20 protein-coding genes are annotated in these 23,113 nt (G+C 50.7%); 17 read left to right on the forward strand and 3 right to left on the reverse strand.

Annotated elements, in window-relative coordinates; genetic code table 11:
- The first annotated feature begins 352 nt into the window (after positions 1-352).
- A complete protein-coding gene (locus R70723_RS09570; protein WP_039871627.1) occupies positions 353-2,128 on the forward strand; it encodes an ABC transporter ATP-binding protein in 1,776 nt (591 codons plus the stop codon).
- Positions 2,118-3,989, forward strand: a complete 1,872-nt coding sequence (locus tag R70723_RS09575) for an ABC transporter ATP-binding protein (RefSeq protein ID WP_039871628.1) — start codon at positions 2,118-2,120, stop codon at positions 3,987-3,989. The genes R70723_RS09570 and R70723_RS09575 overlap by 11 nt, the downstream gene beginning before the upstream one ends.
- A gap of 125 nt (positions 3,990-4,114) precedes the next feature.
- Here the strand turns inward: R70723_RS09575 and R70723_RS09580 are convergent, their stop codons facing one another.
- The 3 genes from R70723_RS09580 to R70723_RS09590 form a co-directional block, all read right to left on the reverse strand.
- Entirely contained in the window at positions 4,115-4,360 is a 246-nt protein-coding gene (locus R70723_RS09580; protein ID WP_039871631.1) for a DUF7667 family protein, read from the reverse strand.
- 136 nt (positions 4,361-4,496) lie between these two features.
- Positions 4,497-5,540 (reverse strand): HD-GYP domain-containing protein, encoded by a 1,044-nt coding sequence (locus R70723_RS09585; protein ID WP_039871633.1) that lies wholly within the window; start codon positions 5,538-5,540, stop codon positions 4,497-4,499.
- Between the two features lie 79 nt (positions 5,541-5,619).
- On the reverse strand, positions 5,620-6,333 hold the full coding sequence (locus tag R70723_RS09590) for a molybdenum cofactor biosynthesis protein (protein ID WP_039871635.1): 714 nt from the start codon (positions 6,331-6,333) through the stop codon (positions 5,620-5,622).
- 138 nt (positions 6,334-6,471) lie between these two features.
- Here R70723_RS09590 and R70723_RS09595 point away from each other — a divergent pair, with 138 nt between their 5' ends.
- The 15 genes from R70723_RS09595 (at position 6,472) to R70723_RS09665 (ending at position 23,072) form a co-directional block, all read left to right on the forward strand.
- Entirely contained in the window at positions 6,472-7,911 is a 1,440-nt protein-coding gene (locus tag R70723_RS09595) for a bifunctional metallophosphatase/5'-nucleotidase (protein WP_039871638.1), read from the forward strand.
- Between the two features lie 77 nt (positions 7,912-7,988).
- Positions 7,989-8,816: an undecaprenyl-diphosphate phosphatase gene (locus R70723_RS09600; RefSeq protein WP_039871640.1), complete on the forward strand. Its 828-nt coding sequence runs from the start codon at positions 7,989-7,991 to the stop codon at positions 8,814-8,816.
- Positions 8,817-8,911: 95 nt separating this feature from the next.
- Entirely contained in the window at positions 8,912-10,000 is a 1,089-nt protein-coding gene (locus R70723_RS09605; RefSeq protein ID WP_039871642.1) for an HD-GYP domain-containing protein, read from the forward strand.
- 284 nt (positions 10,001-10,284) lie between these two features.
- A complete protein-coding gene (gene yfkAB / locus R70723_RS09610) occupies positions 10,285-11,421 on the forward strand; it encodes a radical SAM/CxCxxxxC motif protein YfkAB (protein WP_039871643.1) in 1,137 nt (378 codons plus the stop codon).
- Positions 11,422-11,439: 18 nt separating this feature from the next.
- A complete protein-coding gene (locus tag R70723_RS09615; RefSeq protein ID WP_039871644.1) occupies positions 11,440-12,798 on the forward strand; it encodes a hemolysin family protein in 1,359 nt (452 codons plus the stop codon).
- Positions 12,799-12,965: 167 nt separating this feature from the next.
- Positions 12,966-13,184 carry a spore coat associated protein CotJA gene (locus tag R70723_RS09620; RefSeq protein WP_039871645.1) on the forward strand — a complete coding sequence of 73 codons (219 nt, stop codon included), beginning with the start codon at positions 12,966-12,968 and terminating at the stop codon, positions 13,182-13,184.
- A 4-nt stretch (positions 13,185-13,188) separates the two neighbouring features.
- Positions 13,189-13,458, forward strand: a complete 270-nt coding sequence (locus tag R70723_RS09625) for a spore coat protein CotJB (protein WP_039871647.1) — start codon at positions 13,189-13,191, stop codon at positions 13,456-13,458.
- A gap of 33 nt (positions 13,459-13,491) precedes the next feature.
- Positions 13,492-14,061 carry a manganese catalase family protein gene (locus R70723_RS09630; RefSeq protein ID WP_039871648.1) on the forward strand — a complete coding sequence of 190 codons (570 nt, stop codon included), beginning with the start codon at positions 13,492-13,494 and terminating at the stop codon, positions 14,059-14,061.
- A 521-nt stretch (positions 14,062-14,582) separates the two neighbouring features.
- Positions 14,583-18,572, forward strand: a complete 3,990-nt coding sequence (gene essC / locus R70723_RS09635) for a type VII secretion protein EssC (protein ID WP_076418553.1) — start codon at positions 14,583-14,585, stop codon at positions 18,570-18,572.
- A 20-nt stretch (positions 18,573-18,592) separates the two neighbouring features.
- The gene (locus tag R70723_RS09640) at positions 18,593-19,351 is read left to right on the forward strand and encodes a hypothetical protein (RefSeq protein ID WP_039871649.1); all 759 of its coding nucleotides are present in this window, start codon (positions 18,593-18,595) and stop codon (positions 19,349-19,351) included.
- Positions 19,320-19,571 (forward strand): hypothetical protein, encoded by a 252-nt coding sequence (locus tag R70723_RS09645; protein ID WP_039871650.1) that lies wholly within the window; start codon positions 19,320-19,322, stop codon positions 19,569-19,571. The genes R70723_RS09640 and R70723_RS09645 overlap by 32 nt, the downstream gene beginning before the upstream one ends.
- A gap of 28 nt (positions 19,572-19,599) precedes the next feature.
- A complete protein-coding gene (locus R70723_RS09650; RefSeq protein WP_039871651.1) occupies positions 19,600-21,054 on the forward strand; it encodes a hypothetical protein in 1,455 nt (484 codons plus the stop codon).
- A 99-nt stretch (positions 21,055-21,153) separates the two neighbouring features.
- On the forward strand, positions 21,154-21,420 hold the full coding sequence (locus R70723_RS09655) for a hypothetical protein (protein ID WP_144027204.1): 267 nt from the start codon (positions 21,154-21,156) through the stop codon (positions 21,418-21,420).
- A gap of 21 nt (positions 21,421-21,441) precedes the next feature.
- Entirely contained in the window at positions 21,442-22,488 is a 1,047-nt protein-coding gene (locus R70723_RS09660) for an SAF domain-containing protein (RefSeq protein ID WP_039871655.1), read from the forward strand.
- A 5-nt stretch (positions 22,489-22,493) separates the two neighbouring features.
- Positions 22,494-23,072 carry a hypothetical protein gene (locus R70723_RS09665; protein WP_039871656.1) on the forward strand — a complete coding sequence of 193 codons (579 nt, stop codon included), beginning with the start codon at positions 22,494-22,496 and terminating at the stop codon, positions 23,070-23,072.
- The last annotated feature ends 41 nt before the right edge of the window (positions 23,073-23,113 follow it).

A 23,113-nucleotide genomic window follows, 5' to 3' on the forward strand; every position in this document is an offset into this window, starting at 1 on the left:
TGCTCTTGACACCATTGTGTCTGAGACGGGCGGACACTTTTTTTATGTGTCAGCAAATTAGTGATCAGCTATCACTTTTGATCATTTATTTTAAATCGAAACGCTGTTAACTTTATGTTGAATTATGCTAAAGCTAAATTGAGCAGCATTTGTAAGGAAACGGGAGCAATTAAAGATACGACAGTCATTATAGGCCATGTTAAGCCTGATTTAACCGGAAAAAACCTGTAAAATGGTCAATTCTCCCCTTTGCCGCATTAAAACATGGGTGATAAACTGCTTAAAGTCGCTAATCTGAAAGCGCTAATAAATATGGCTTATCATGTGAGGTTAAGCTTTAAGGAGGAAAGAAATGGATGTTCTCAGGCAACTGCGGGGCTTTTACCGGGAGAAGCTGCATTATTTGATTCTGTCGATTATAGCTTTGGCCGCCGCAACTGCAGTGGGGCTTATAACCCCGAATTTGCTAAGAAGGCTGATTGATGATGTCATTGTTCCCCTGAAATTTACAGAGGTGCCTGTGCTGGCCCTCAGTGTTGCGGCAGTCGTTATTGTAAAAGCCTGTCTGCAATTTGCCCATGGTTTTTTTGGCGGACGGCTGGGTAACTTTCTGGCCTACCGGCTGCGTAACGCCTGTTATGAGAAGCTGCAATTCCTGTCTTTCCGCTATTATGATACTGCCAAGACAGGCGATCTCATGTCCCGGTTGACCGGGGATCTCGAAGCAATCCGTAACTTTATCGGCTTCGGCTTTGCACAACTGCTGAATGTATTTTTTATGGTGCTGTTCGGCTCCATTATGATGTTCACTATTAATTGGCAGCTGACGCTTGTTACCCTGGTTACGATGCCGTTTCTGGCAGCTGTAGCCTTCAAATTCGAATCGAAAATTCATCCCGCCTTTCAGGAGATGCGGCTTGCCTTAAGCTCACTGACTACGGCTGTACAGGAGAATGTTACCGGTGTGCGGACAGTTAAATCCTTCGCCAGAGAGGATTATGAGGTTGAGAAATTCTCGCACCGTAATGAACGTTATAAGGATAACCAGATTTTTGCGGCTGAGCTGTGGAGCAAGTTTTTCCCGGTGATGGAGCTGCTGGCCTCGGTCAGCATTGCTATTCTGCTCGGTGTCGGCGGAACACTCGTCATCAAAGGTAATATGTCACTGGGCGAGCTGGTAGCCTTTTTCAGCCTGATCTGGTACATTATCGGTCCGGTATGGGGACTTGGCTTCCACATCAACAACTATACGCAGTCCAAAGCCTCCGGAGAACGGGTGCTTGAGGTGCTTAACCAGCGGATTGATGTACAGGATAAAGCAGATGCTCTTCCGCTGGAGTCCTCTAAGGTAAAAGGCGAGGTTATTTTCAACCATGTAACCTTTGCTTACGGAAACAAGATGCCTGCTGTCAAGGATATTCATTTCGAAGCCAAGCCAGGGGCAGTGATCGGCTTTCTGGGCGGGACCGGCTCCGGTAAATCAACGATTATCCAGCTGATGATGCGTGCCTACGATGTGAACGAGGGCAGCATTACACTGGATGGCACAGATATCCGGGAGTACAATGTGCGCAGTCTGCGTTCCCAGATCTCAACAGTCTTCCAGGAGACGTTCCTGTTCTCCTCATCCATCCGCAATAATATTTCATACGGCCTCAAAAATGTAAGCATGGACGAGATCATCCGGGCAGCCCAGCTTGCCAAAGCCCATGATTTCATCATGGAGATGCCGGAAGGCTATGATACGGTGGTCGGTGAACGGGGAATGGGACTCTCCGGCGGACAGAAGCAGCGGATTGCCATTGCAAGGGCGTTGCTGAAGAATCCGCGGATTCTGATTCTCGATGATGCAACGAGCGCGGTTGATATGGAGACGGAGCATGAGATTCAGGCCGGCTTCCAGGAGGTTATGCGCGGCCGCACCACACTGATTATTGCCCACCGGATTTCCTCGCTGCGCCATGCTGACCAGATTATCGTCATGGACCAGGGGCGGATGGTGCAAACCGGCACGCATGCTGAGCTGATTGAGGTTCCCGGACCTTATCAGGACGTATACCGGATACAATATGCCGATTATCTGGCCAGAACGCAGGATAGAGGGGAGGGAACAGGGCATGGAGCTTGAAAAGAAACAAACGGCAGGCGGACCGGCAGGTAAGCCCGGAAAGCAGGGTAAGGCGGCGGGACAGCTCCTTGAAGAGCGTTTTGTGTACAAGGATGATGACCAGATTGACAAGGCCTTTGACTGGAAGCAGTTCACCCGGCTGTTCGGATATATGAAGCCATATGCAAAGCAGATGCTCCCGCTGGTCTCTGTCCTGATGATTCTGGGTACCGTAACCAAGCTGACGGTTCCCTTTCTGACCAGTATGGCGATTGATAAGGCGATAGCTCCCAAGGAAGGGAGTCCCAGTCTGACTCTGCTTTACATATTGACAGCAAGCGTAATCGTACTTTATCTGATCCAGTGGATTGCCGGAGTGTACCGGATTAAATACACCAATGTAATCGGGCAGCGGGTCATTTATGATCTGCGTTCGGATCTGTTCCGGCATATCCAGAAGCTGTCGTTTAACTTCTTTGATAAAAGACCGGCGGGCTCCGTACTGGTCCGCGTAACGAATGATATTAACTCCCTGCAGGATTTGTTCACCAACGGAGTCGTCAACCTGATGATCGACTGTGTCCAGCTGGTCGGGATCATGGTCATTCTGCTGCTGATCAACTGGAAGCTGGGGCTCGCTGTAATGATTACTGTGCCGGTTATGTTCTTTGTGTCCACCAAGCTGCGCCAGAAAATCCGGATCGCCTGGCAGGATGTGCGGATGAAAAACTCGCGGATCAATTCCCATCTGAACGAGTCGATCCAGGGTATCCGTGTAACCCAGGCATATACGCAGGAACAGGAGAACATGCAGTATTTTGACGCGATGAATATGGACAGCCGCAAATCCTGGAACAAGGCTTCTGCGATGAACCAGGCGTTTGGCCCGATTATCGAGGTTACCGGCGGGATCGGCACGATGATTCTGTTCTGGTACGGTGCGTATCTGATCCAGTCAGGAGATCTGACAGTCGGCTACCTGGTGGCGTTCAGTACGTATGTCAGCAATTTCTGGGACCCGATTAACCGGCTGGGCCAGATGTATAATCAGCTGCTGGTGGCTATGGCATCCTCGGAGCGGATTTTTGAATACCTGGATGAGCAGCCTGCGGTGCAGGATAAGCCGGGTGCCAAGCCGCTGCCGAAGATTCAGGGGAACATCAGCTTCAAGAATGTCGTATTCGAGTATGAAAAAGGACGGGCGGCGCTGAAGGGGATTTCGCTCGATGTCAAAGCCGGTCAGTCTATAGCCCTTGTCGGACATACCGGCTCAGGGAAGAGTACAATTATCAACCTGATCGGGCGTTTCTATGATATTAAAAGCGGCGGGCTGACGATAGACGGTCAGGACGTGCGTGAAGTCCAGCTGCAGACCCTGCGTGAGCAGATCGGGATCGTGCTGCAGGATACGTTCATATTCTCAGGGACGATCCGGGACAATATCCGTTTCGGACGGCTGGATGCAACGGACCAGGAGATTGAAGAGGTTGCCAAGGCGGTGGATGCGCATGAATTCATCATGAAGCTGCCCCGCGGCTATGACACAGAGGTAGAGGAGCGGGGGAGCGCCTTGTCGATGGGACAGCGCCAGCTGTTATCCTTTGCCCGGGCGCTGCTGGCTGACCCGCGGATTCTGATTCTGGATGAGGCAACGGCAAGCATCGATACCGAGACAGAGATTAAAATCCAGGACGCGCTGAAAATCCTGCTCAAGGGCCGGACCTCCTTTATCGTGGCTCACCGGCTTTCAACGATCCGCCATGCCGATAAAATTGTCGTGCTGGATCACGGTGAGATCAAGGAAGAAGGCACACATGCCGAGCTTACAGCACGGGACGGCATTTATAACGGATTAATCGAAGCGCAATTCCGCTTCCTGTAGCTATTACAAGGTAAACAGCCCGTCTCCGCATTGCCGGAGGCGGGCTGTTTGCATACAGATATTAATCCGAATTGTATGAATCAGAAAGAATGAGACACCGGCAGCTCCCTGCCGTGCAGCAGCCATTACCGCCGCCTGGGCGCTTTACCGGTGCTGCGCACCTTCTGAAGCTGTGCCGCTATGTCCTGCTGCCAGGGCACATCGGAGGTCTGTGCCGCAAGCTGTTCCTCCATATGCAGCCGGCCCATTTCCCAGCAGTAGACCGTGTTGGCGTGTAGGCAGTGCTCTTGCTCTGTAAGCTCAGGCTGTGTTAGCGGCCGGGTTCGGCTTATCGTATACAGCTCAGCCAGCCGCTGATGAATTAGCAGCATTACTCCACCTCCCGTTGTTCGGCCTGTCTTACCAGCCTCGCCATAGATTCTGCAGCCCAAACATTCTCTGTAGAGTCCAAGTCCAATCTGTACAAAAGAGGCTCCCTTTACCGTTGACGGTCAGGGAGCCTTTGTACTATTCCATATAAATTTCTACAATCGTAATTTGGCGCTCACGGGACAGATCGAGGAATTTACCGTCGCACTGCACCAGCGGACGGAAGACATCCAGCGGATTGTTCATAATGATAACCCCGATATCACCGGTATTGAGCAGTACTTTTTTGTTGATAAAATTAGGCATCAGATGCTGGACAAATGCCTGAACATGTCTGCCGTTAAGCTTGCCGAAGCTGAGCGAATTCAGCTCCCGCAGTACGGAGATGAGCTCCTGCTTCGACTGGTAGACCCGGTGGGTGGTCATTGCGCTGTAGGTATCAGCGACGGCAGCGATCTGGGCGTAGGGATGAATATCGGCCTTGGTCAGATTGCCGGGATAGCCGCTGCCGTCCTCCCGCTCATGATGCTGCAGGGCAACCAGGGCTGTAAAGGGATCATCCATGGAATTGCGGATAATTTCATTGCCGTAAACCGTATGTAATTTCACTTCTTCAAATTCCGCCGGTGTGAGCTTGCCCGGTTTCTTGAGAATGGCCGGGGAGATCCGGCAATTGCCGATATCAATCAGGTATCCGGCCCGGCCGATTTCATAGCATTCCTGCTTGGAATATCCCAGCCAGGAAGCTATATAATAAGATAGCATGCCAACCTGCAGAGAATGGTTATAGGTGTAATTGTCTTCACGGTCCAGCAGCAGCAGAAGTGTCACCACATCCTTGTGCTTATCAAGTGCGTGCAGAGTAGGCTGAAGGATGTCATCAACGACGGATTGGCTAAAGCTTCCTTTAGTCAACGCTTCCAAGTATACCGATTCGAAGCCTTCAATGCTGGTGTCAAAGCTGGCGGTTACCGTCTGGATAACGGATGATCTGCTGGTTGGTACAACAGCCTCCTGCCGCCCGTCTTCGATATCAACATAATCAACCCCGTGCTGAATCAGCTTGGATATCTCCTCAAGCTGAAGGCGGGAGCCTTTGGGCAATACGTGTAAGCCCCTTGAGCTGAAGGTGTCCGACCGCAGAAAATCTCCGGCTTTTAGATCCATCACATGTACTCTCAATACTATGCCACCTTACTAATCGCAATTTTCCTCAGCATAGCAACAAAGCGGGAAATATTCAATGATTTTGCAGCAGGAACTAAAGCGGTTTATATTCTTTGGCCTTGGGGTCAGAGCCGAGCCAGGCTTCCCCGGAATCATTGATGTCTTTTTTCCATACCGGTACAGAGGCTTTGAGCTGCTCGATGGCATACCGGCTTGCTTCATAACAAATGTCACGGTGAGCGGCGGACACGGCGATAATGACACTGGCCTCTTTAAGTCCCACCAGGCCTGTACGGTGCGCAATGGCACAATTTGCATTCCACCGGCTCTTCACCTCTCTGCCGATTTCCTGCAGCTTGCCAAGCGCCATCGGGGTATAGGCCTCATAATGAAGCGCTGTAGTCCGCTGGTCTCCGGTCATTTCCCTTGTGGTGCCGACAAATACCAGAGAAGCGCCGTGATTCTGGTCCAGCACCTTGTCCAGCAGGACTTCTGCATTTAAGGGCTGACCGGTAATGCTGAACAGGCCGTCCGCTGTCTCCCCGCCGGTCTGTTCCGGTTCACCGCCGGATACCGGAGGAATAAGGGCAATCTCCGCATCTGGAGATATAGACGAGTCATCAGGTGCATATTCATGATTAACCGCTACAAGCGAAGTATGGATCTGCTGGGCTGCCTCAGGGTATGAAGCGGCAAGCAGTGTCTTAAGTCCGCCAGCTGTCAGCGGCGCCTCAGGCACCTCAAATTTCAGGGCGGATGCGCTGAACATCTCCGCCAGGCCGGCGAACAGGCGTATAGTTATCTCCATTGTTCATTTCACCTCATGGTTCTAATAATGATTCCAATATACCATATTGCCCCTGAAAATGTTATGCTAGGCTACATAAGATTACATGCCTGCCGCTTCTGCCGGAACGGCTTTACAGAAGGAAGGGAACTAGTGCTCATGGAGTCTGTACCACAGAGACTGACGATACTTCATACAAATGATATACATAGCCATTTTGAGACGATGAGCCCCATTGCTGCCGGGATTGCCGGGCTGAAGGCTGCAGCCGGTGAGGAGGCCGTGCTGCTGGTGGATATCGGCGATCATATGGACCGGGCTGCCGTGGAGACGGAAGGAACGATGGGCCAGGCGAACATAGATATAATCAATCTGACCGGATATGACGCGGTAACCATAGGCAATAATGAAGGTCTTACATTCCCGCCGGGGACATTGTCCGCCATATTCTCCGGGCTGCAGTGCCCCGTAGTCTGCTGTAATTTCCTGGATGCCGCCACAGGCGAGCCCCCGCATTGGATGAAGCGTCACGCCATCGTGGAGAAGAACGGAATCAGGATCGGCATAACCGGGGCTACAGCTGCGTTTACGTCCTTTTATGCCCTGCTGGGCTGGGAGGTTATGGATCCTGAAGAGGCCCTGCGCGAAGAGTGCCGCCAGCTGGCACAGCAGGCGGATATCGTTATCATCCTGTCCCACCTGGGGCTGCCTGCTGATAAGCAACTGGCAGAGCGGCTGGAGGGCGTGCATGCCATTCTCGGAGGCCATACCCACCATCTGCTGGAGCAGCCGCTGATGATTAACGGAACGGCTGTCTGCGGTGCCGGCAAATTCGGCCGCTACCTGGGCCGGCTGCAGTTTGAGCGTCCTGTAGACGGGGCGCCGTTCAGGCTGGTCAACGGCGGCTGTATTGAGCTGAATCAGCTGCTGACAGAATCAGTGGTGGCTCCGGCCGCCGCGCTGCATCTCCGGCAAGGGCATGAGGCGCTGGAGGAAACGGTTGCGATTACCGGTCATGAGCTGACGCTGGATCTGCTCGGTGAATCGCCCTTCGGGAACCTGCTGGCCCAGGCTGTCCGCCGGTTTACAGGTACCCGGCTGTCCCTGGTCAATACCGGGCAGCTGCTGGGCCCGCTTCCGGAAGGCACTATTACAGCAGGGATGCTGCATGCGCTGTGTCCTTCACCGATTAACCCCTGCATAATCAAGCTCAAGGGCAAGGATATCCGGACAGCCCTTCAGCAGAGCCTGACAGAGGAGTTCTGTACAAAGCCGATATTCGGCTACGGCTTCAGAGGGAAGGTGCTCGGCAGCCTGGCAGCCGACGGATTAAAAATCTTGTACGATCCTGCAGTAATGCCTTATGATAATAGTATTGCAGTTTTTGTCGAAGAGGAGCCGCTGGAGGACGAAACGGAGTATGAGGTAGGCACCCTCGATATGTTCACCTTCCGCTCCGGCTATGAGAGCATTGCGGACGGACGTGAACCGGTGTACCTGGTGCCGCATTTCCTGCGCGATCTGCTGCGGATGGAATTGCAGCGTCCGGGCAGCCTTGAGGAGAGCGCCGTCAGGCGATGGGTGAACACAGCCACTTAAGAGCTTCATCTACATAAGCACGGCACACGCAGAATTCGGGGCAGGTTATTTTTTCTAAACAAAAACAGGAGGAAGCCATGGATACAATTACTGCAATAATTCTTGCTATAGTTGAAGGGATTACCGAATTTATTCCGGTATCTTCAACCGGCCATATGATCCTTACCACCAAGTTGCTCGGCTTTGATGAGCAGGAGCCGATTATGAAGACCTATGAAATAGTGATTCAGCTCGGCGCTATCCTTGCTATCGCGCTGGTTTACCGCAGACGCGTGCTGGATTTGCTCGGCATCGGGCGGCAAAGCCGCGGCAGGGGCGGCGTGATGCCGGCTCCCCGGCTTAATCTGATCCATATTATTCTCGGGATCGCTCCGGCGCTGGCGGTAGCTTTTTTTGCAAGGGATTTTATTAAAGGCCTTTTTGGAGCCACTACAGTACTCTGGGCGCTTGTCGCCGGGGGGATACTGATGATTGTGGCAGAGTGGTGGAACAAGCACAAATCGCGGGTAACTGCGCATGAGCTGGATGATCTGTCTTACGGGCAGGCACTGGCGATCGGCCTTTATCAGATCATTTCAGTGCTCTGGCCGGGCTTCTCCCGTTCAGGCTCGACCATCTCAGGAGGGATGCTGAGCGGGGTGAGCTATAAGGCTTCGGCTGATTTCTCCTTCCTCATTGCCATTCCTATTATGTGTGCCGCGTCCGGGTATGAGCTGCTGGATTCCTACAAGTATTTTACCAAGGATACGATAATGGATTTCGCCATCGGGTTTGTGATCGCATTTGTGGTTGCTTATTTTGTGGTTGTATTGTTCATGAAGCTGATCCAGAAGATCAGACCGACGCATTTTGCCATCTACCGTTTTATTCTGGCAGCTGTTTTCTGGCTGTTTATTATGCGTTAATACAGGTTCGTCCGTGATAACGGTATTGTACAAAGTAAAGCAAAAGGCTTCGAATCAGAATAGTAATTTACCGTTAAAGGCAGGAGTGAGCCAAGGTGCGTTTAGTATCCGTGAATCGGCTTCAGGCTGGGATGAAGCTCGGAAAAAAGATTTATAATGATGAAGGACTGGTTCTGCTCGCTGACGGGATAGAACTTACGGATGCGTTAATTAAGCGGCTGGCTAAGATCGACATCGGTTACGTCTACGTTGAGGACGCCTATACGGACGATGTTGTGATTACGACAATGCTGCATGATGAGACGCGCAACCAGGCGCTCAAAGTAATCAGGAACCAGTTCCAGGAGATGTCCGGCGCCTCGGGAATCACCAAGGGCTTTTATCACCTGGACAAAAAATTCTCCAAAGTCATGGACTCCATCCTGGATGATATGTCCTCCCAGGAAGATCCGATGATTATGCTTGCAGATATGCATACGGCAGATAATTACCTGTACGTCCATTCACTTAACGTATGCTTATATACACTTGTGCTGGGAATTGCTTACGGCTATAGCAGGGAAGAGCTGCGGGTGCTCGGACTCGGCTCGCTGCTGCATGATATCGGCAAAACCCAGATTCCGGTCAAAATCGTCCAGAAGCCCGGCATGCTGAGCGATGAGGAGTTCAAGCATATGCAGGCGCATACGGAGATCGGCTACCGGATTCTAAAAGAAGAGCCCAACATTCCGCTGCTTGCGGCCCATTGCGCCTTTCAGCATCATGAACGGATCAACGGCTCCGGCTATCCGCGCGGACTGACCGGCCCGCAGATCCACGAATATGCCAAGTGGCTGGGAGTAGCTGACTCCTATGATGCAATGACCTCCAACCGGATCTATAAAAAGGCGATGCTGCCGCATCAGGCTGTGGAAGCACTCTATGTAGGCTCTGGCACGCTCTACGAGCAGAAGCATCTGGAGCTGTTCAGAGACCGTGTAGCGATCTATCCGCTTGGCCTGACCGTTAAGCTAAGCACAGGCGAGAGCGGTGTTGTGGTCAAAATTGACCCGAGCACGCCGCACAGGCCTGTAGTGCGTATATTTACAGGTCCGGAGGGTGAGCCGGTTACCCCGTATGAGCTGGATCTGGGCACGGCGCTCTCAGTAGTGATATTCGATGTCTCTGATAACGATGAACAGTGAAGTCTGCCTGAACCGCAGGAGCGGCGGCGGGAGGCTTTACCTGCAGCCCCCTGCCACATTAGCAGCGAGGAGCGAACAACAGGAGGCCGCAGCAGTGCGGCAGGGCAGTGCCTGTGTTCGCCCCGCTGTTTTTCGTTAGCTGCGGTTTACAGGGGGAGCGGCAAGCTTGTGTTTCTGTACATGCTGTTTTTTTGACAGCCGTGGTATCATAAAAGGTAAGCTGCCTATCTTTTTCATAAATTTGGGTTAATAATTAGGAATACGTATTAAAGGAGAAAGCAAAAATGAGTATATTAGAACCATCATCCAGAACAATGAAGGAGCTGTCGCCAAGCTATGATCCCTGGGATCCGATTACTTCACTGCGCCGGCATGGGCGGCATGTACTGACCAGTGTGGAGATGACGGTTACCAATCTGTGTAATATGCGCTGTGAGCATTGCGCGGTCGGGGACAGCCTGACCATGAAAGAAGGGGATATGCTGCCGCTGACGAATATGCTGAAGCGCCTCGACGAAGTGGAGCATCTGCAGACCATCAGCATAACCGGGGGAGAGCCGATGTTCCGGGCTTCAACGGTAGATAATATGATTGTGCCGCTGCTGAAATATGCGCATGAGCGGGGGATCCGGTCGCAGATTAACTCCAATCTGACCATGCCCTATGCCCGGTATGAGAAGCTGCTGCCGTATCTTGACGTTATGCATATCTCCTTCAATTATGTGAATGGGGACGACTTCCACGAGGTGGGCTTTGCGAACAGCGGACATCCTGTCGCCAGGGAAGCAGCCTACAGGCTGTATGAGACCATGATTGATAACTCCCGGCGGCTCAGTGAGGACGGTATGCTGATCTCGGCAGAATCCATGATTAACTACCGGACCCATACAAAGCTGCCGCAAATTCATAAGCTGATCGGAGATATGGGGGCAAAACGGCATGAGGTCCATCCGATGTATGCCTCCAGCTTCGCCTCCTCATTGCCGGTATTGTCGCTGAAGGAGATGGGGGATGCGATTCATTCCCTGCTGGACACCCGTGATCCGGAAATGTGGATGCTGTTCGGCACCCTGCCGTTTTTTGCCTGCAGTGACCTTGCGGAGCATCAGACCCTGCTGCGCAGATTGCGTACAGAGAAGAATGTAACACTGCGCAATGATCCGGACGGACGCAACCGGGTGAATGTAAATATGTTCACCGGTGATGTATTCGTAACGGATTTTGCCGATATATCCGCTTTTGGCAACATTGGGACAAGCCGGCTGGATGATATTTTTGCTGAATGGCAAAGCAGTCATCCGCTCAACCAGAAGGTTAACTGCTTCTGTGATGCTGCCGGCTGCTGCGGGCCTAATCTGCTGGTTGCTGATATGTACTATCCAAAGATCGACTTCAAATCAAGAAAGGCGATCACTCTGTAGAATCGAGGCGTTGTTATTGTGCATACGGAATTTGACATAGGAAGCTTATTGCTTAATCTGTTGCTGGTTCTGGTGCTTGTATTGCTGAACGGTATCTTTGTTGCTGCCGAGTTCTCGCTGGTGAAGGTCAGACAATCCCGTCTGACACAGCTGGTGAGCGAGGGAAATAAAATGGCCGGATATGCGCTGAAGGTCAACAAGAAGCTCGACTCCTATCTCTCAGCCACCCAGTTCGGCATTACACTGGCTTCACTGGGACTTGGGTGGATCGGGGAGCCGGCAATATCTGAGCTGCTGGTAGAGCCGCTGATGTTCAAGCTGGGTGTTACCGATCATACTTTAATTTCTACCGTATCGGTGGTAATCGGATTTTCCATCATTACATTTTTACATATTGTACTGGGGGAGCTTGCCCCGAAATCGCTCGCGATTCAAAAAACAGAAGGCTCTGCACTGCTGCTGTCCGCACCGCTGATGTTCTTCTATAATCTGTTCCTTCCGTTTATCTGGGTCCTCAACGCTTCGGCAAATGCGCTTCTGAGACTGGTTGGCGTAGAGCCGGCCAGTGAAGCTGAGGCGGCCCACTCGGAGGAAGAAATACGCATCCTGATGAACCAGAGCGCCAAAAGCGGGGTCATCGACAAGGATGAAATGAAGCTGATGGATAACATCTTTGAATTCTCAGACCTGTTAGCCCGTGAAGTGATGCTGCCGCGCACCGATATGGATGTATTGTACAGTAATCTTTCGCTGGAGGAGAATATGCGGATCATTACAGAAACCAAGCATTCCCGGTACCCGGTAGCCAATGAGGATAAGGACCGGATTATCGGCTTCATCCATATTACCGACCTGCTGTTTGCCCCGCTGGATCAGCAGAATGACCTGGCCTCCCTGGTGCGCCCGATCCTGAATGTACCGGAATCCATGGAGATCAGCCATGCGCTGCGGCTCATGCAGAAGAACAAAGCACAGCTGACGCTTGTGGTTGATGAGTACGGCGGTACGGCCGGTCTCCTGACTGCTGAGGATATTCTTGAGGAAATCGTCGGCGATCTGCATGATGAGTTCGAGAATGAGCGTCCGGACGTTGAACGTAACGGAGACTATATTTCGGTGGACGGGCGGATGCTCATTGAGGATGTTAACGACCTGACCGGAGTCATTATCGAAGATGAAGAGGTCGATTCCATCGGCGGCTGGCTGTTTAAAGAGCTGGAGGGCAATCCGTCCAAGGGCAAGCAGATTATTGTTGGTGATTTGAGCTTTGAAGTGGAGGAATCCACCCGCCTGCGGATTACCAGAATCAACATTCACCGCCTGAATCCGCCTCTGACAGAGGAAGCAGACCCGGATATGGATAAGGACGAAGAGTAAATATACAAATGGATTGAGCTGTGCTGATGTGTTAGGTCATTGACCTGATTACGCGGCGCAGCTTTTTTTGTTCATCCGCGTTCTGTCAGCCTGCCTAATCATCATACAGTAGTTACGAAGAGAGGAATGCCAGAATTGAAAGTGAATCAATGAGGAGGGGAATTTTATTGAACTCCCAGGAGCGTGTATGGGCTACTTACCGGGGACCGTTTGATCCTTGCCCGCCGGTGCCGTTCAAAACGTATGTTGTGCCGCCTAACCAGTATGTGAACTTTCAGCCGCCAGGCCTGCCGCAGTACCCGCTGGCTGAAGCCCTGAGAGCGGGAACCCTCTGGCCGGCCTTCTACAGTCCTTACGAGTCCAAAGCCGGAAAAGGGGGTGTCTAGCCCGATGGAGCAGTCAAAAGCATGTGAGCCCCGTTACTATGAAATGCTGGAGCAGCTGCAGGTGCTGGATTTTGCTCTAGTTGAGCTGAATCTGTATCTGGATACTCATCCGGAGGATTTGCAGGCGATTGAGCAGTTCAACCAGCTGACCCAGGAGCGTACCCGGCTGGCTAACCAGTTTCAGGAGCTGTACGGGCCGCTGCAGAATTTCGGGCGGGCTTATTCCAAATGCCCGTGGGAATGGAGCCAGAGCCCCTGGCCCTGGCAGGTGTAGCGCAAATCTAACGTATAGGAGGGAGGCTTCCGGATGTGGATTTATGAGAAGAAGCTGCAGTACCCGGTGCGTGTCGGCAAATGCGATGTAAGAATGGCACGGTACCTGATGGAACAGTACGGCGGCGCTGACGGGGAGCTGGCAGCGGCGCTCCGCTATATGAATCAGCGTTATTCGATTCCTGATAAGGTGATCGGCGTGCTGACGGATATTTCGACTGAAGAATTTGCCCATCTTGAGATGATTGCCACGATGATCTATAAGCTGACCAAGGATGCATCTGTGCAGGAGCTTGAGGCTGCCGGGCTGGGACCTAACTACGCGCAGCGCGATCATGCCCTGTTCTATCAGAACTCGGCCGGTGTTCCATGGACTGCGAGCTACATTCAGGCCAAGGGTGATCCTATAGCGGATCTATATGAGGACATTGCTGCCGAAGAGAAGGCCAGAGCTACATACCAGTGGCTGATCGATATGACGGATGATGTGGATCTGCAGGACAGCCTGAAGTTTCTGCGGGAGCGTGAAATTATCCATGCCATCCGGTTTAAGGAATCCGTGCAGATTCTGATGGAGGAGCGGGATAAGAAGCGGGTATTTTAGAACGGGTTTGGTATTTATTCTATTTGTATGTTAAGCCGCCATTTTGGCGGCTTTTTTGTTACTCCGAACCGGGCATTATTCATAGTGACGAAGTCCCGGACGGTTAAACGGGAGCAAAGGCTGTAGATGAAGAAGCTGTTGGATGTTGAATAGAATCTGATTAAATTTATGTAATAATCCAAATTATTCAAAAAGTTTATGAGGGGATATCCCGGGTTGGAGAAAGTTGTACATATGCCGTTACTCATAAATATTGAACTCTCTTTTGAATAAATGTGCGGCCATGGAACTATAACTTTATACTCTGTTAATTTCAATGCGTTAAAGAGGATAGTTACTTATAAGGGAGTAATGAACTATATTTACAGTTAATGTTATGGAAAATATAAACTATCTTGTCGGATTGCCGATAATGCATAATATAAATCCCAGAATAATGAAAATTTATATTTTTTTATTTAAGTTTTTAAATAAAGTGGACGCACTTAATCAAAAATTCCTATTCAGTGGTGATGAAAAAAATGAGCTTACAAGAAATACTGGCCAATCAGGTCCAAAGGACCCCCAGACTTAAACCCAATTATCCGGAAGGTGAACTGGTATTGGAGGACCCTGCCAAGCCCTCGGGCAAACCGACCTTCTCTTGGCTGACGATTATTATTCCGCCGTTAGGGATGATGCTGATTGCCATATTCATGTCAACCTTGACCAGATCCTACACGATGATGATTTCAACCATGAGTATGACAATTCTAACCGTTATGGTTTCGGTTATGAATTATAAATCCAGTGTGAAAAAGCATCTGGAGCACAATAAAAAACTGGAAAAAAAATATCTCAATTACTTATTCCAGATCCGAAATGATCTACAAAGCGCTGCCAGTATGCAGCGAGAAGCTTATACATATACGCATCCAAGTGTCCCGGGCTGTGCTGAAATTGTACGCAGTAGAAGCAAGCAGCTATGGGAAAGAACAGCCATTGAAGATGACTTCTTGAATAACAGGATCGGGTTGGGCGTTCAGCCCATCTCTCTGGTACCTACATATAGCTCCAAAACAAAAGCAACGGACGATGATAATCCCCTTGAGGAAATTGCCGCCAAAATCTGTGAAGAAATGTACTTTGTTAGGGATATTCCAGTTTACATACCGCTTAAAAATATTAATACGCTTGGCATATTTGGCAGGATGCAGGAGGTCCGCGATTTTCTGAATGCAGCCATCATTCATCTGACTACGCACCAAGGCTACGATGATGTAAGAATTGTATGCGCAATGCAGCCGGATGATCTGGAGCACTGGGAGTGGCTGAAATGGCTTCCTCATACATGGGACAATGAACGCAGAGTCAGAAGTATTGCTACGACCTCTTATGATGCATCCAATCTTGCCGATGAGCTGCTTCCTATCCTTAGAAAGAGAGAGGAAGGCGGCCAGAACAGCTATGGTTTACAGACCCTGCAAACCCCTCACTATGTATTTCTGGTATTTGCTCCTGAATTGTGGGACAGCACAGAAATGATAAAGGTTCTCCTGTCCAATCAACCGCAGCTTGGAGCCACCAGCATATTCATTTCGGAAAAGATTGATGTTGCTTTGCCGCTCAATTGCCAGGCGATTCTGGAAATCAGGGATGGTAAAGGGTCAGTCCGCAAAGATACCCGCCAGCTCTTAAATCATTTGGCGGATCATTTTGTCGCCGATTCTCTGGATAAGCGGCAATCAGAGTTTTTTGCCCGTTCCCTGTCGCCGCTCAGAATCAAGGAAGGGCAAAATAACAGCTATATCCCGCAAATGGTTACCTTTCTGGAGAGCTTCCAGGTAGATCAGGTTGAGGAACTGAACGTCCTCCAGCGATGGTCCGGCAATCAGGCAAACCGTACGCTCTCTATTCCTCTGGGACTGGGGGCAGGCGGGAAGTCCCTTATGTTCGATATGCATGAGAAAAGCTATGGTCCCCATGGACTGGTTGCCGGAACTACCGGTTCAGGAAAAAGTGAGCTGCTTCAATCCCTGCTGCTTGGGCTGGCGGTAAATTACCACCCACATGAGGTTGCTTTTGTACTTATTGACTACAAGGGCGGAGGAATGGCCAATGCCTTTCAGGGGCTGCCCCATCTGGTAGGGACAATTACAAACCTGGGCGGCAACCAGATTAACCGGGCACTGGCCTCAATCAAAAGCGAACTGCTGCGCAGGCAGCGGCTGTTCAGTGACGCCGGTGTAACCAGCATTGATCATTACATCGTTCTGTACCGCAATAAGGAAGTCACTCTTCCCCTGCCGCATTTGATTATTGTGGTGGATGAGTTCGCGGAGCTTAAGTCAGATCAGCCGGAATTCATGAAGGAGCTGGTTAGTGCTGCACGGGTAGGCAGAAGCTTAGGTATCCATTTAATACTGGCAACCCAGAAGCCATCGGGAGTGGTTGATGACCAGATCTGGAGTAACTCAAGGTTCAAGCTGTGTCTGAAGGTGCAGACGCCTTCGGATAGCCAGGAAATGCTGAAACGGCCTGAGGCGGCAGAGATTAAAGAAAAGGGCCGCGGGTATTTGCAGGTCGGCAATAATGAGGTCTTTACCCTGTTCCAGTCCTCCTGGAGCGGAGCACCTTATCATACCGGTGATTCGGATGGGGAGGGAATACCGCAAATGGATGTAGTCACACTGAGTGGTGAACGGAGATCCCTGCTGCCGAAAGTGAAAAACAATGATGGGACCACTGAAATGAGCGAGCTGCAGGCAGTGGTTAATCACATCGCAGCACTCTCGGCAGAGCACTCCATCGGGGAGGCCTTTCAGCTCTGGCTTCCTCCGCTTCCGGAGACTCTTGTACTGGCGGAGGTGCTTGACCCGCAGCAGATCTGGAATGGAGCTGACTGGCAGCCGCAGGCGGATAATCTGACGGCTACAGTGGGGCGGGTAGATAACCCTGCGGATCAGGAGCAATATAATCTGGATATTCATTTTAACCAGAATGGGCATCTGCTTGTGTACGGGGCACCGAGCAGCGGTAAGACAACACTTTTAAAAACGATTGTCATGTCGCTTGCCCTAAAATATGATCCTGATTATGTACATTTTTATATATTGGATTTTGGAACCCGTACATTTGGTGTCTTTCATGAGCTTCCGCATCTGGGGGACATTATTTATCCTGAGGATGAACAGAAGCTTGGCAGGCTGATTAGCTGGCTGTTGTCCCAGCTGGATGAACGCAAGCGTAAGTTCTCGCAGCTCGGCATCAGCAATCTGGTGTCCTATTGTGCAGCTACAGGTGAAAAGGTTCCGTACATCGTTATTCTCCTCGATAACTACACCGGATTTGCCGAAGCGTATGATGACCATGTGATGGATCTGGCTAAGCTGGTACGCGAAGGAGGAAATTACGGAATTTATTTTGTATTTGCAGCTAATTCCGTCAGTTCCTATCCTTACCGGATCAGCCAGAATGTCAAGCAGGCGCTGGTCTATCAGATGTCTGACAGAGTGGATTACATCAGCATTCTGGGCCGGACAGACGGTATGGAGCCAACCGACACTGTCGGACGCGGGCTCTTCAAGGATAACCGGATTCTGGAATTCCATACTGCGCTTCCGGTGGAGGGCAGCTCAGATGATCAAATTGCCGCGTCGCTCCGCCGGATCAGTGCAGAGATGAAGGCTGCGGCGGGAGAATTAAGTCCGGTAGGCATTGCAGTGATTCCGGATAAGCTTTCGCTGGCAGAGCTCCTGGAGCGTGCCCGCAAAGAGCATCCGGAGCGGGAAAAGCATCTTGTACCTGTAGGACTCGACTGGAATACTACAGTTCCGGCAGAAATGAATATAAAGCGGGTCAATAATTTCGTAGTGTCGTATACGAATCCTCAGCTGGCAGATTTCAGGTTCAACTCGCTGGTGCAGGCTATCTATGAGTCTTCTGATCAGATAAGCAAGGAATTCCATTTGTTTGACAGCGGAGGTATCCCACTGGCAGAACTGAAGGCCAATCCTGTGGTTACCCGCTGTATGAATACGGCTGAAGAGTTTTTGAAGCTTACACAATGGCTGATAGAACAGCTGCAGATGAGAAAAAATGATGCCCGGCAAGCTTTTGCCGAGGCCGAGGTCCGCGATGCCTTTGATGAATCGGGCTATATTCTGTCCAAATATCCGCTGCTCGTCATTTTAATGCCGCATTTCAAATCGGCGTTTGATTTGATGGAAAATGACTCACTGGATCACTTGGAGCGGGTCGCAAGATTTGGCGGCGGGCTGGGTGTGCTGATAATGGTCGGCAGCAACACCGTTGAGCTAAATAAAATGCAGTTCACCATTGAACTTGCGGGTGAGTTGATCAGCAGCGGGAATGCACTGTTGTCAGGCGGAACTCCAAGTGATCATACATGTTATGCTGCATTGCTGGATCAGTTGGATTATCAGCAACAAAATCAGGTCATGGATGCCAGTGAAGCCATTTTGCTAATAGAAGGGGCAAGCCAGCGGCTCAAAATGATTACAGAACTATAGATAAGCAGGTGAAAAAAGCTATGAAGCCAGCTCGTAAAGCCTTTGAATTGAACGCTCTGGAAATCATTTATCTGACTGCGTTAACTGGAGGGACGAGCTTTCCGGGATTGGAAACTATTCTCACAGAGGAATCGGATCGCGGCCTGCGTTCCCTTATGGATGCCCAGATGAGGTCACTTGAAGTGAAGGGATATCTGGAAACTGATTTTACGGGGAATGCGCAGGTGAAGGAGGAGCTTCATGAATTTATCTGTGCGGCCACAGGCAGCAAGGCTTATCTCAGCCAGATTATACAATGGGATGAAGGGATGGTTAAAGTCTCTTATTTCTTCCGGGAAGGAACCTGGTTTGAGCTTGAACACCAGCCGGACGGCACCAGTTACAGAGTGCAGGAAATCTATGCTTGGCATGAGCTAATGTTCCAGGTGGTGAATAGAATCCCGTTGGTGCAAAGCTCGGATAGCTCCGGAGAGTTACTGTCTGCAGCAGAAGAGTCTGAGCTTGAAAAGTGGGCGGGGCAATGTCTTTTAACCGGAGCCTCGGTGCTCTCCCTGGCGGAAATCCGCTGCACTGCTGAAGAGGCAGAAGTATACAGAGATCTAAACCTGCTGATCCATGATGATCAAATGTGGCTGCTGCGGCGCGAAACAGATGAAGAGGTTATGAGGACTTCTGTTAGCTTTGCAACAGCGTTAAAGGAATTGATAGCTTGGCTGCAGGATTCAATACTATCGGGGGAGGATGGACATGCCGACAGCATTGACGACCTTTCAGTTTAAAGGAAACGGGGCCAAAGTGATTGATTTGGAGCTTTCCCTTTCTCTTACGGCGGGGCAATGCCTTGAGCTCCTGAAGCAAGCGAGCTGGCTTCCGGATGATTGGGAATTCAAATGTGAGGTCAGCAGCACCGGAGAGGCCTGGGCGGAGCTAGGGCTGGAAGTGCTGCTGGCTGATGTTATTCAGGGTGATGGGTCGATAATCCGGATATTGCCTTACTAAGCGGGTAGGTTACCCGGGGAGGATTCTTATGAAAAGCGTACATTTAGTTTGCTCACCTGAACTGATTATGCTGCTGTCCAGATCACTGGAGCATGAAGGATACGTCATTTCAGGTAAGCATTCTACTTTACATAGTTTTATCAGCGGCTTCAGCAGCAAAGAGGTTGATCCTGCATCCATTGTAATTATGGAGGGTGGAGCAGGGCTGGGAACACCGGTAAAGACTGCTGATATCATTGGCTATATGACACTGATCCGTAAGTATCTCAAACATACAAGACTGATTGTTCAGCTGGACCCTGTGCTGCGTACAGATGTTGAGTTCATCAGGTCCATGGTAAATATGAATATTCATGATCTTCAGTTCACCACGGAATTCCGGGGCGATGATCTGCTGGACTGGATTAAGGAAAAGAAAACGACAAGAGACTACTATCATATTCTGGGGAAAAAGAAGGGCCTTTTTTCGTTCAAAAGCAAATCAGCGGCAGCCGCTGTAATCCCGGCATTGGAGGAGCCGGCGACTCCTCCCGCAAGACCGGCTGAGTCACTTACCCGTCCGCAACCGGTGGCTGTTCCGAAATCCCCGCCGGGTGGCATCGGCGGGAGAACCGGCAATGCCACCCGCCCTGCTGCAACGCCTGCGGGGCCAGGATCAAGGCCGACGGCCAGAACAGCAGCTCCGGCGCCTTCCGAGACGGAAACGCTGGAAAGCCTGGCGCAATCTATACCGGCAGAGGAATCTGCCGCAGCTGTTACGGGTCAGAGAATACTGGGGAGTAATGTGCCCCTTGTAATCGGGGTCTGTGGTATCGGCGGGGAAGAGGATGCTGGCGCGGCTGCTTTTCTTGTGGCGGCAGGTCTGGCAGAGCTGGGCTGGAAGCCGCTGGTCTGCAGTGATGACAGACCGGAGATCGGCTCGCTTGAACAGATTGCTTTTAAAGGTGAAAAGGAAGATTCCGTGTCTAACATGTTTGAATATGAGGGAGTTACCTTTTACCGCAGAGGATATTCGTGGGATATGTCCGAGCTGCTGGCCAGCGGGTTCACGCATATCATTCTTTGGCTTGATATCCATCGTGAACGGAAGGGGACCGGGGGATTAGAGCTGTGGTGGAACTCACAGATTCCGATCATGGTAGGCAATGGGGCCATGTGGAAATATGAGCTGCTGAAAGAGAAGCTGAATACACTGAATCCTTTTGAGCGCAAGCGTTGCAGGCTGCTCCTGGAGAACGGGCATCAAGAGGTGCTGCAAATGCTGAAAAAGGATTTTCCGGAGATTGGAGCCTCTCTGATGCCGGCACATCAGGATCCGTTATATCCGGATAAAGCGGCTGTCGAATGGGTGATGAAGCTGCTGACGGTTCAGAAAAAGCTCTTCCGCAAGCAAACGCTGCTCTGGGTAATTGCAGGGGCGGTGTTGTTTGTAACGATACTGTTAATAGGCATCGGATTCTCCTTTGTTCCGGAGAGCCGTTAATTCACAACCGGGAGGCGGGCTATGAATTCAGGTTTGGTTAGAGGGATGGCTTTCAACTGCCATCAGCTGCTGGCTCCTGCCCAGGAGTGCAGCGACAAGATGAGTGCTGCGACCTTAGGCATCTCTAATTATTGGGTAGATATGGGCGGGGAAGAATTTAGGCAGAACTGCACGGAATGGATTAGGAAGATGAATCAATTCAAGGCTGCAATTGCCCAGATTGAAGCTGAAATGATGAATTATGCTAATAAACTGCAGATAGAAGAAGAGGCAGAGGCTGCGAGAGTGAAGGAAGCACAGCGGCAAGCCGCCGAACAAGCTGCGGCTGCTGCGGCAGCGGCAAAAATGACAGGTAAAACTAAATAGGGACCGAAATGAGGTTATGAAGTGGCAGTACGCAAGCGGAAAAAAATGTTGAGATACACGATAATTTCAGGATGCCTTGTTGCCGTCGCAACCTCAGGGGTATGGTTCGCAACTTACCGCCATTACAATGCACGGCTGATTGATGAGCGGGCTGCATATGAAGCTCAGCTGGCGGACAAGGATGACGTCCTGCAGCGGTATATGGACCAGTCCCAGTCAGCCTATGTTCTAGTCTCGGCAAAGCTCGCCGGTGAGGCGATTACCGCTGAGGATGTAATGGAAGAGAAGCTTCCCAAATTCTCATCTCCGGATAATCTGATCAGCGATGCACAAGCGATTGTAGGTAAATACCTGAAGATCAATGCGATGCCGGGCACGGCGGTAACCACAGAGATGGTAAGGGATAAGGCCAGGCTCGAGCCTTCTGAACGTAAGGAAGAGACTCAATATATCAAGCTCCCGCTGCGGCTGACCAAACGGGATGTCGTTGATATCCGCATCATATTTCCTAACGGTGAGGATTACATAGTTATCGGAAAAAAATCGCTGGAGGATGTAGACTTGGCGAATCAGTATACCTTTTTTAATGATAGCGAAGAAGAAGCGCAGCTGCTGCAGGCAGCCTTAGTAGATGCTTATATTAATGACGCTGAACTGTACATGAAGCAATATGTGGAGCCAGAGCTCCAGCCTGAGCCTTTGGTTAATTATGTGCCTAATCTGGATGTGCTCGGCGTAATGAAGAGCAATCCCTTCATTATTGATCAAGCCAAATGGAGCCTTGCCGAGAAGCTGCGTACGGAGCTGGAGGAGCGGCTGGAAGCTCTTGAGGATGAAGATAAAATACGTGTCGGAGCAGACGCCCCAAGCGGCAGCGGTGTGATTAAGCGGAAAGCGGAGCAGGGAGCTGCAGCCGCTGAAGCAGCCCAAGCAGATAACAGCCAATCTGTAAACGGTATTATTGATCAGAGTAATCAGGCTCCTGTTGATTCCAGTGCGGATCAGAGCTCGGCTGGGGGAATCAATACGGAAGCGGCAACGGAAGATAGTCTGCTGGAAGGAGAGTGACGGGTTTGAATATTGTTGTCGCCGGAGATTGCGAGAAGCATGATTTCATACTGGCAGCGGCGGTTCTGTTGAAGGGCTACTTTAATAATGATGTCATGATTGTTTCAGACAACAGCCGGCATTATCAGTATTTTGAAGGTGAAGTATCCGGTATACAGATCATGCATGCTGAGCCGGCTGTGGCTGACAGGCCTGATATTGTCCTGTATGACTGGCATCATGGTTATCCGGAAGGGCTTGAGGACGAAAAAACAGTGTTTGCAACCAGCTATGAACGTCAGGCAATGGAAAATGTGGATATGCTGCTGGATCAAAAGCGTATACCCGGGCTTCTGCTTATTATTGAAGAGGAATGCGGGCTTGGCCTGAAATATATAGACAGCTATTATCCGGTAATTGCTTCTAAGATCAGTTATATAAGCAGCGCTGAGCGGCGAATTGACTGGGTTCATGACGGGCGGGTGAAGCTGAAGGTGGATAAGGACTTTGCGGAGGCGGTAAATGACTTTTTAATTGAAATCTGCAATGTTCCTAAGAATGACATCAAGAAGCTGTGGCAGTATGCAAGGAAACGGGGGGACTAAAGGTGCTGGTAGCTTTCTGGGGGCCTGCCCGAGGGCAGGGG

Origin of the sequence: Paenibacillus sp. FSL R7-0273, from assembly GCF_000758625.1 — a bacterium.
Classification (GTDB): Bacteria; Bacillota; Bacilli; order Paenibacillales; family Paenibacillaceae; genus Paenibacillus_AQ.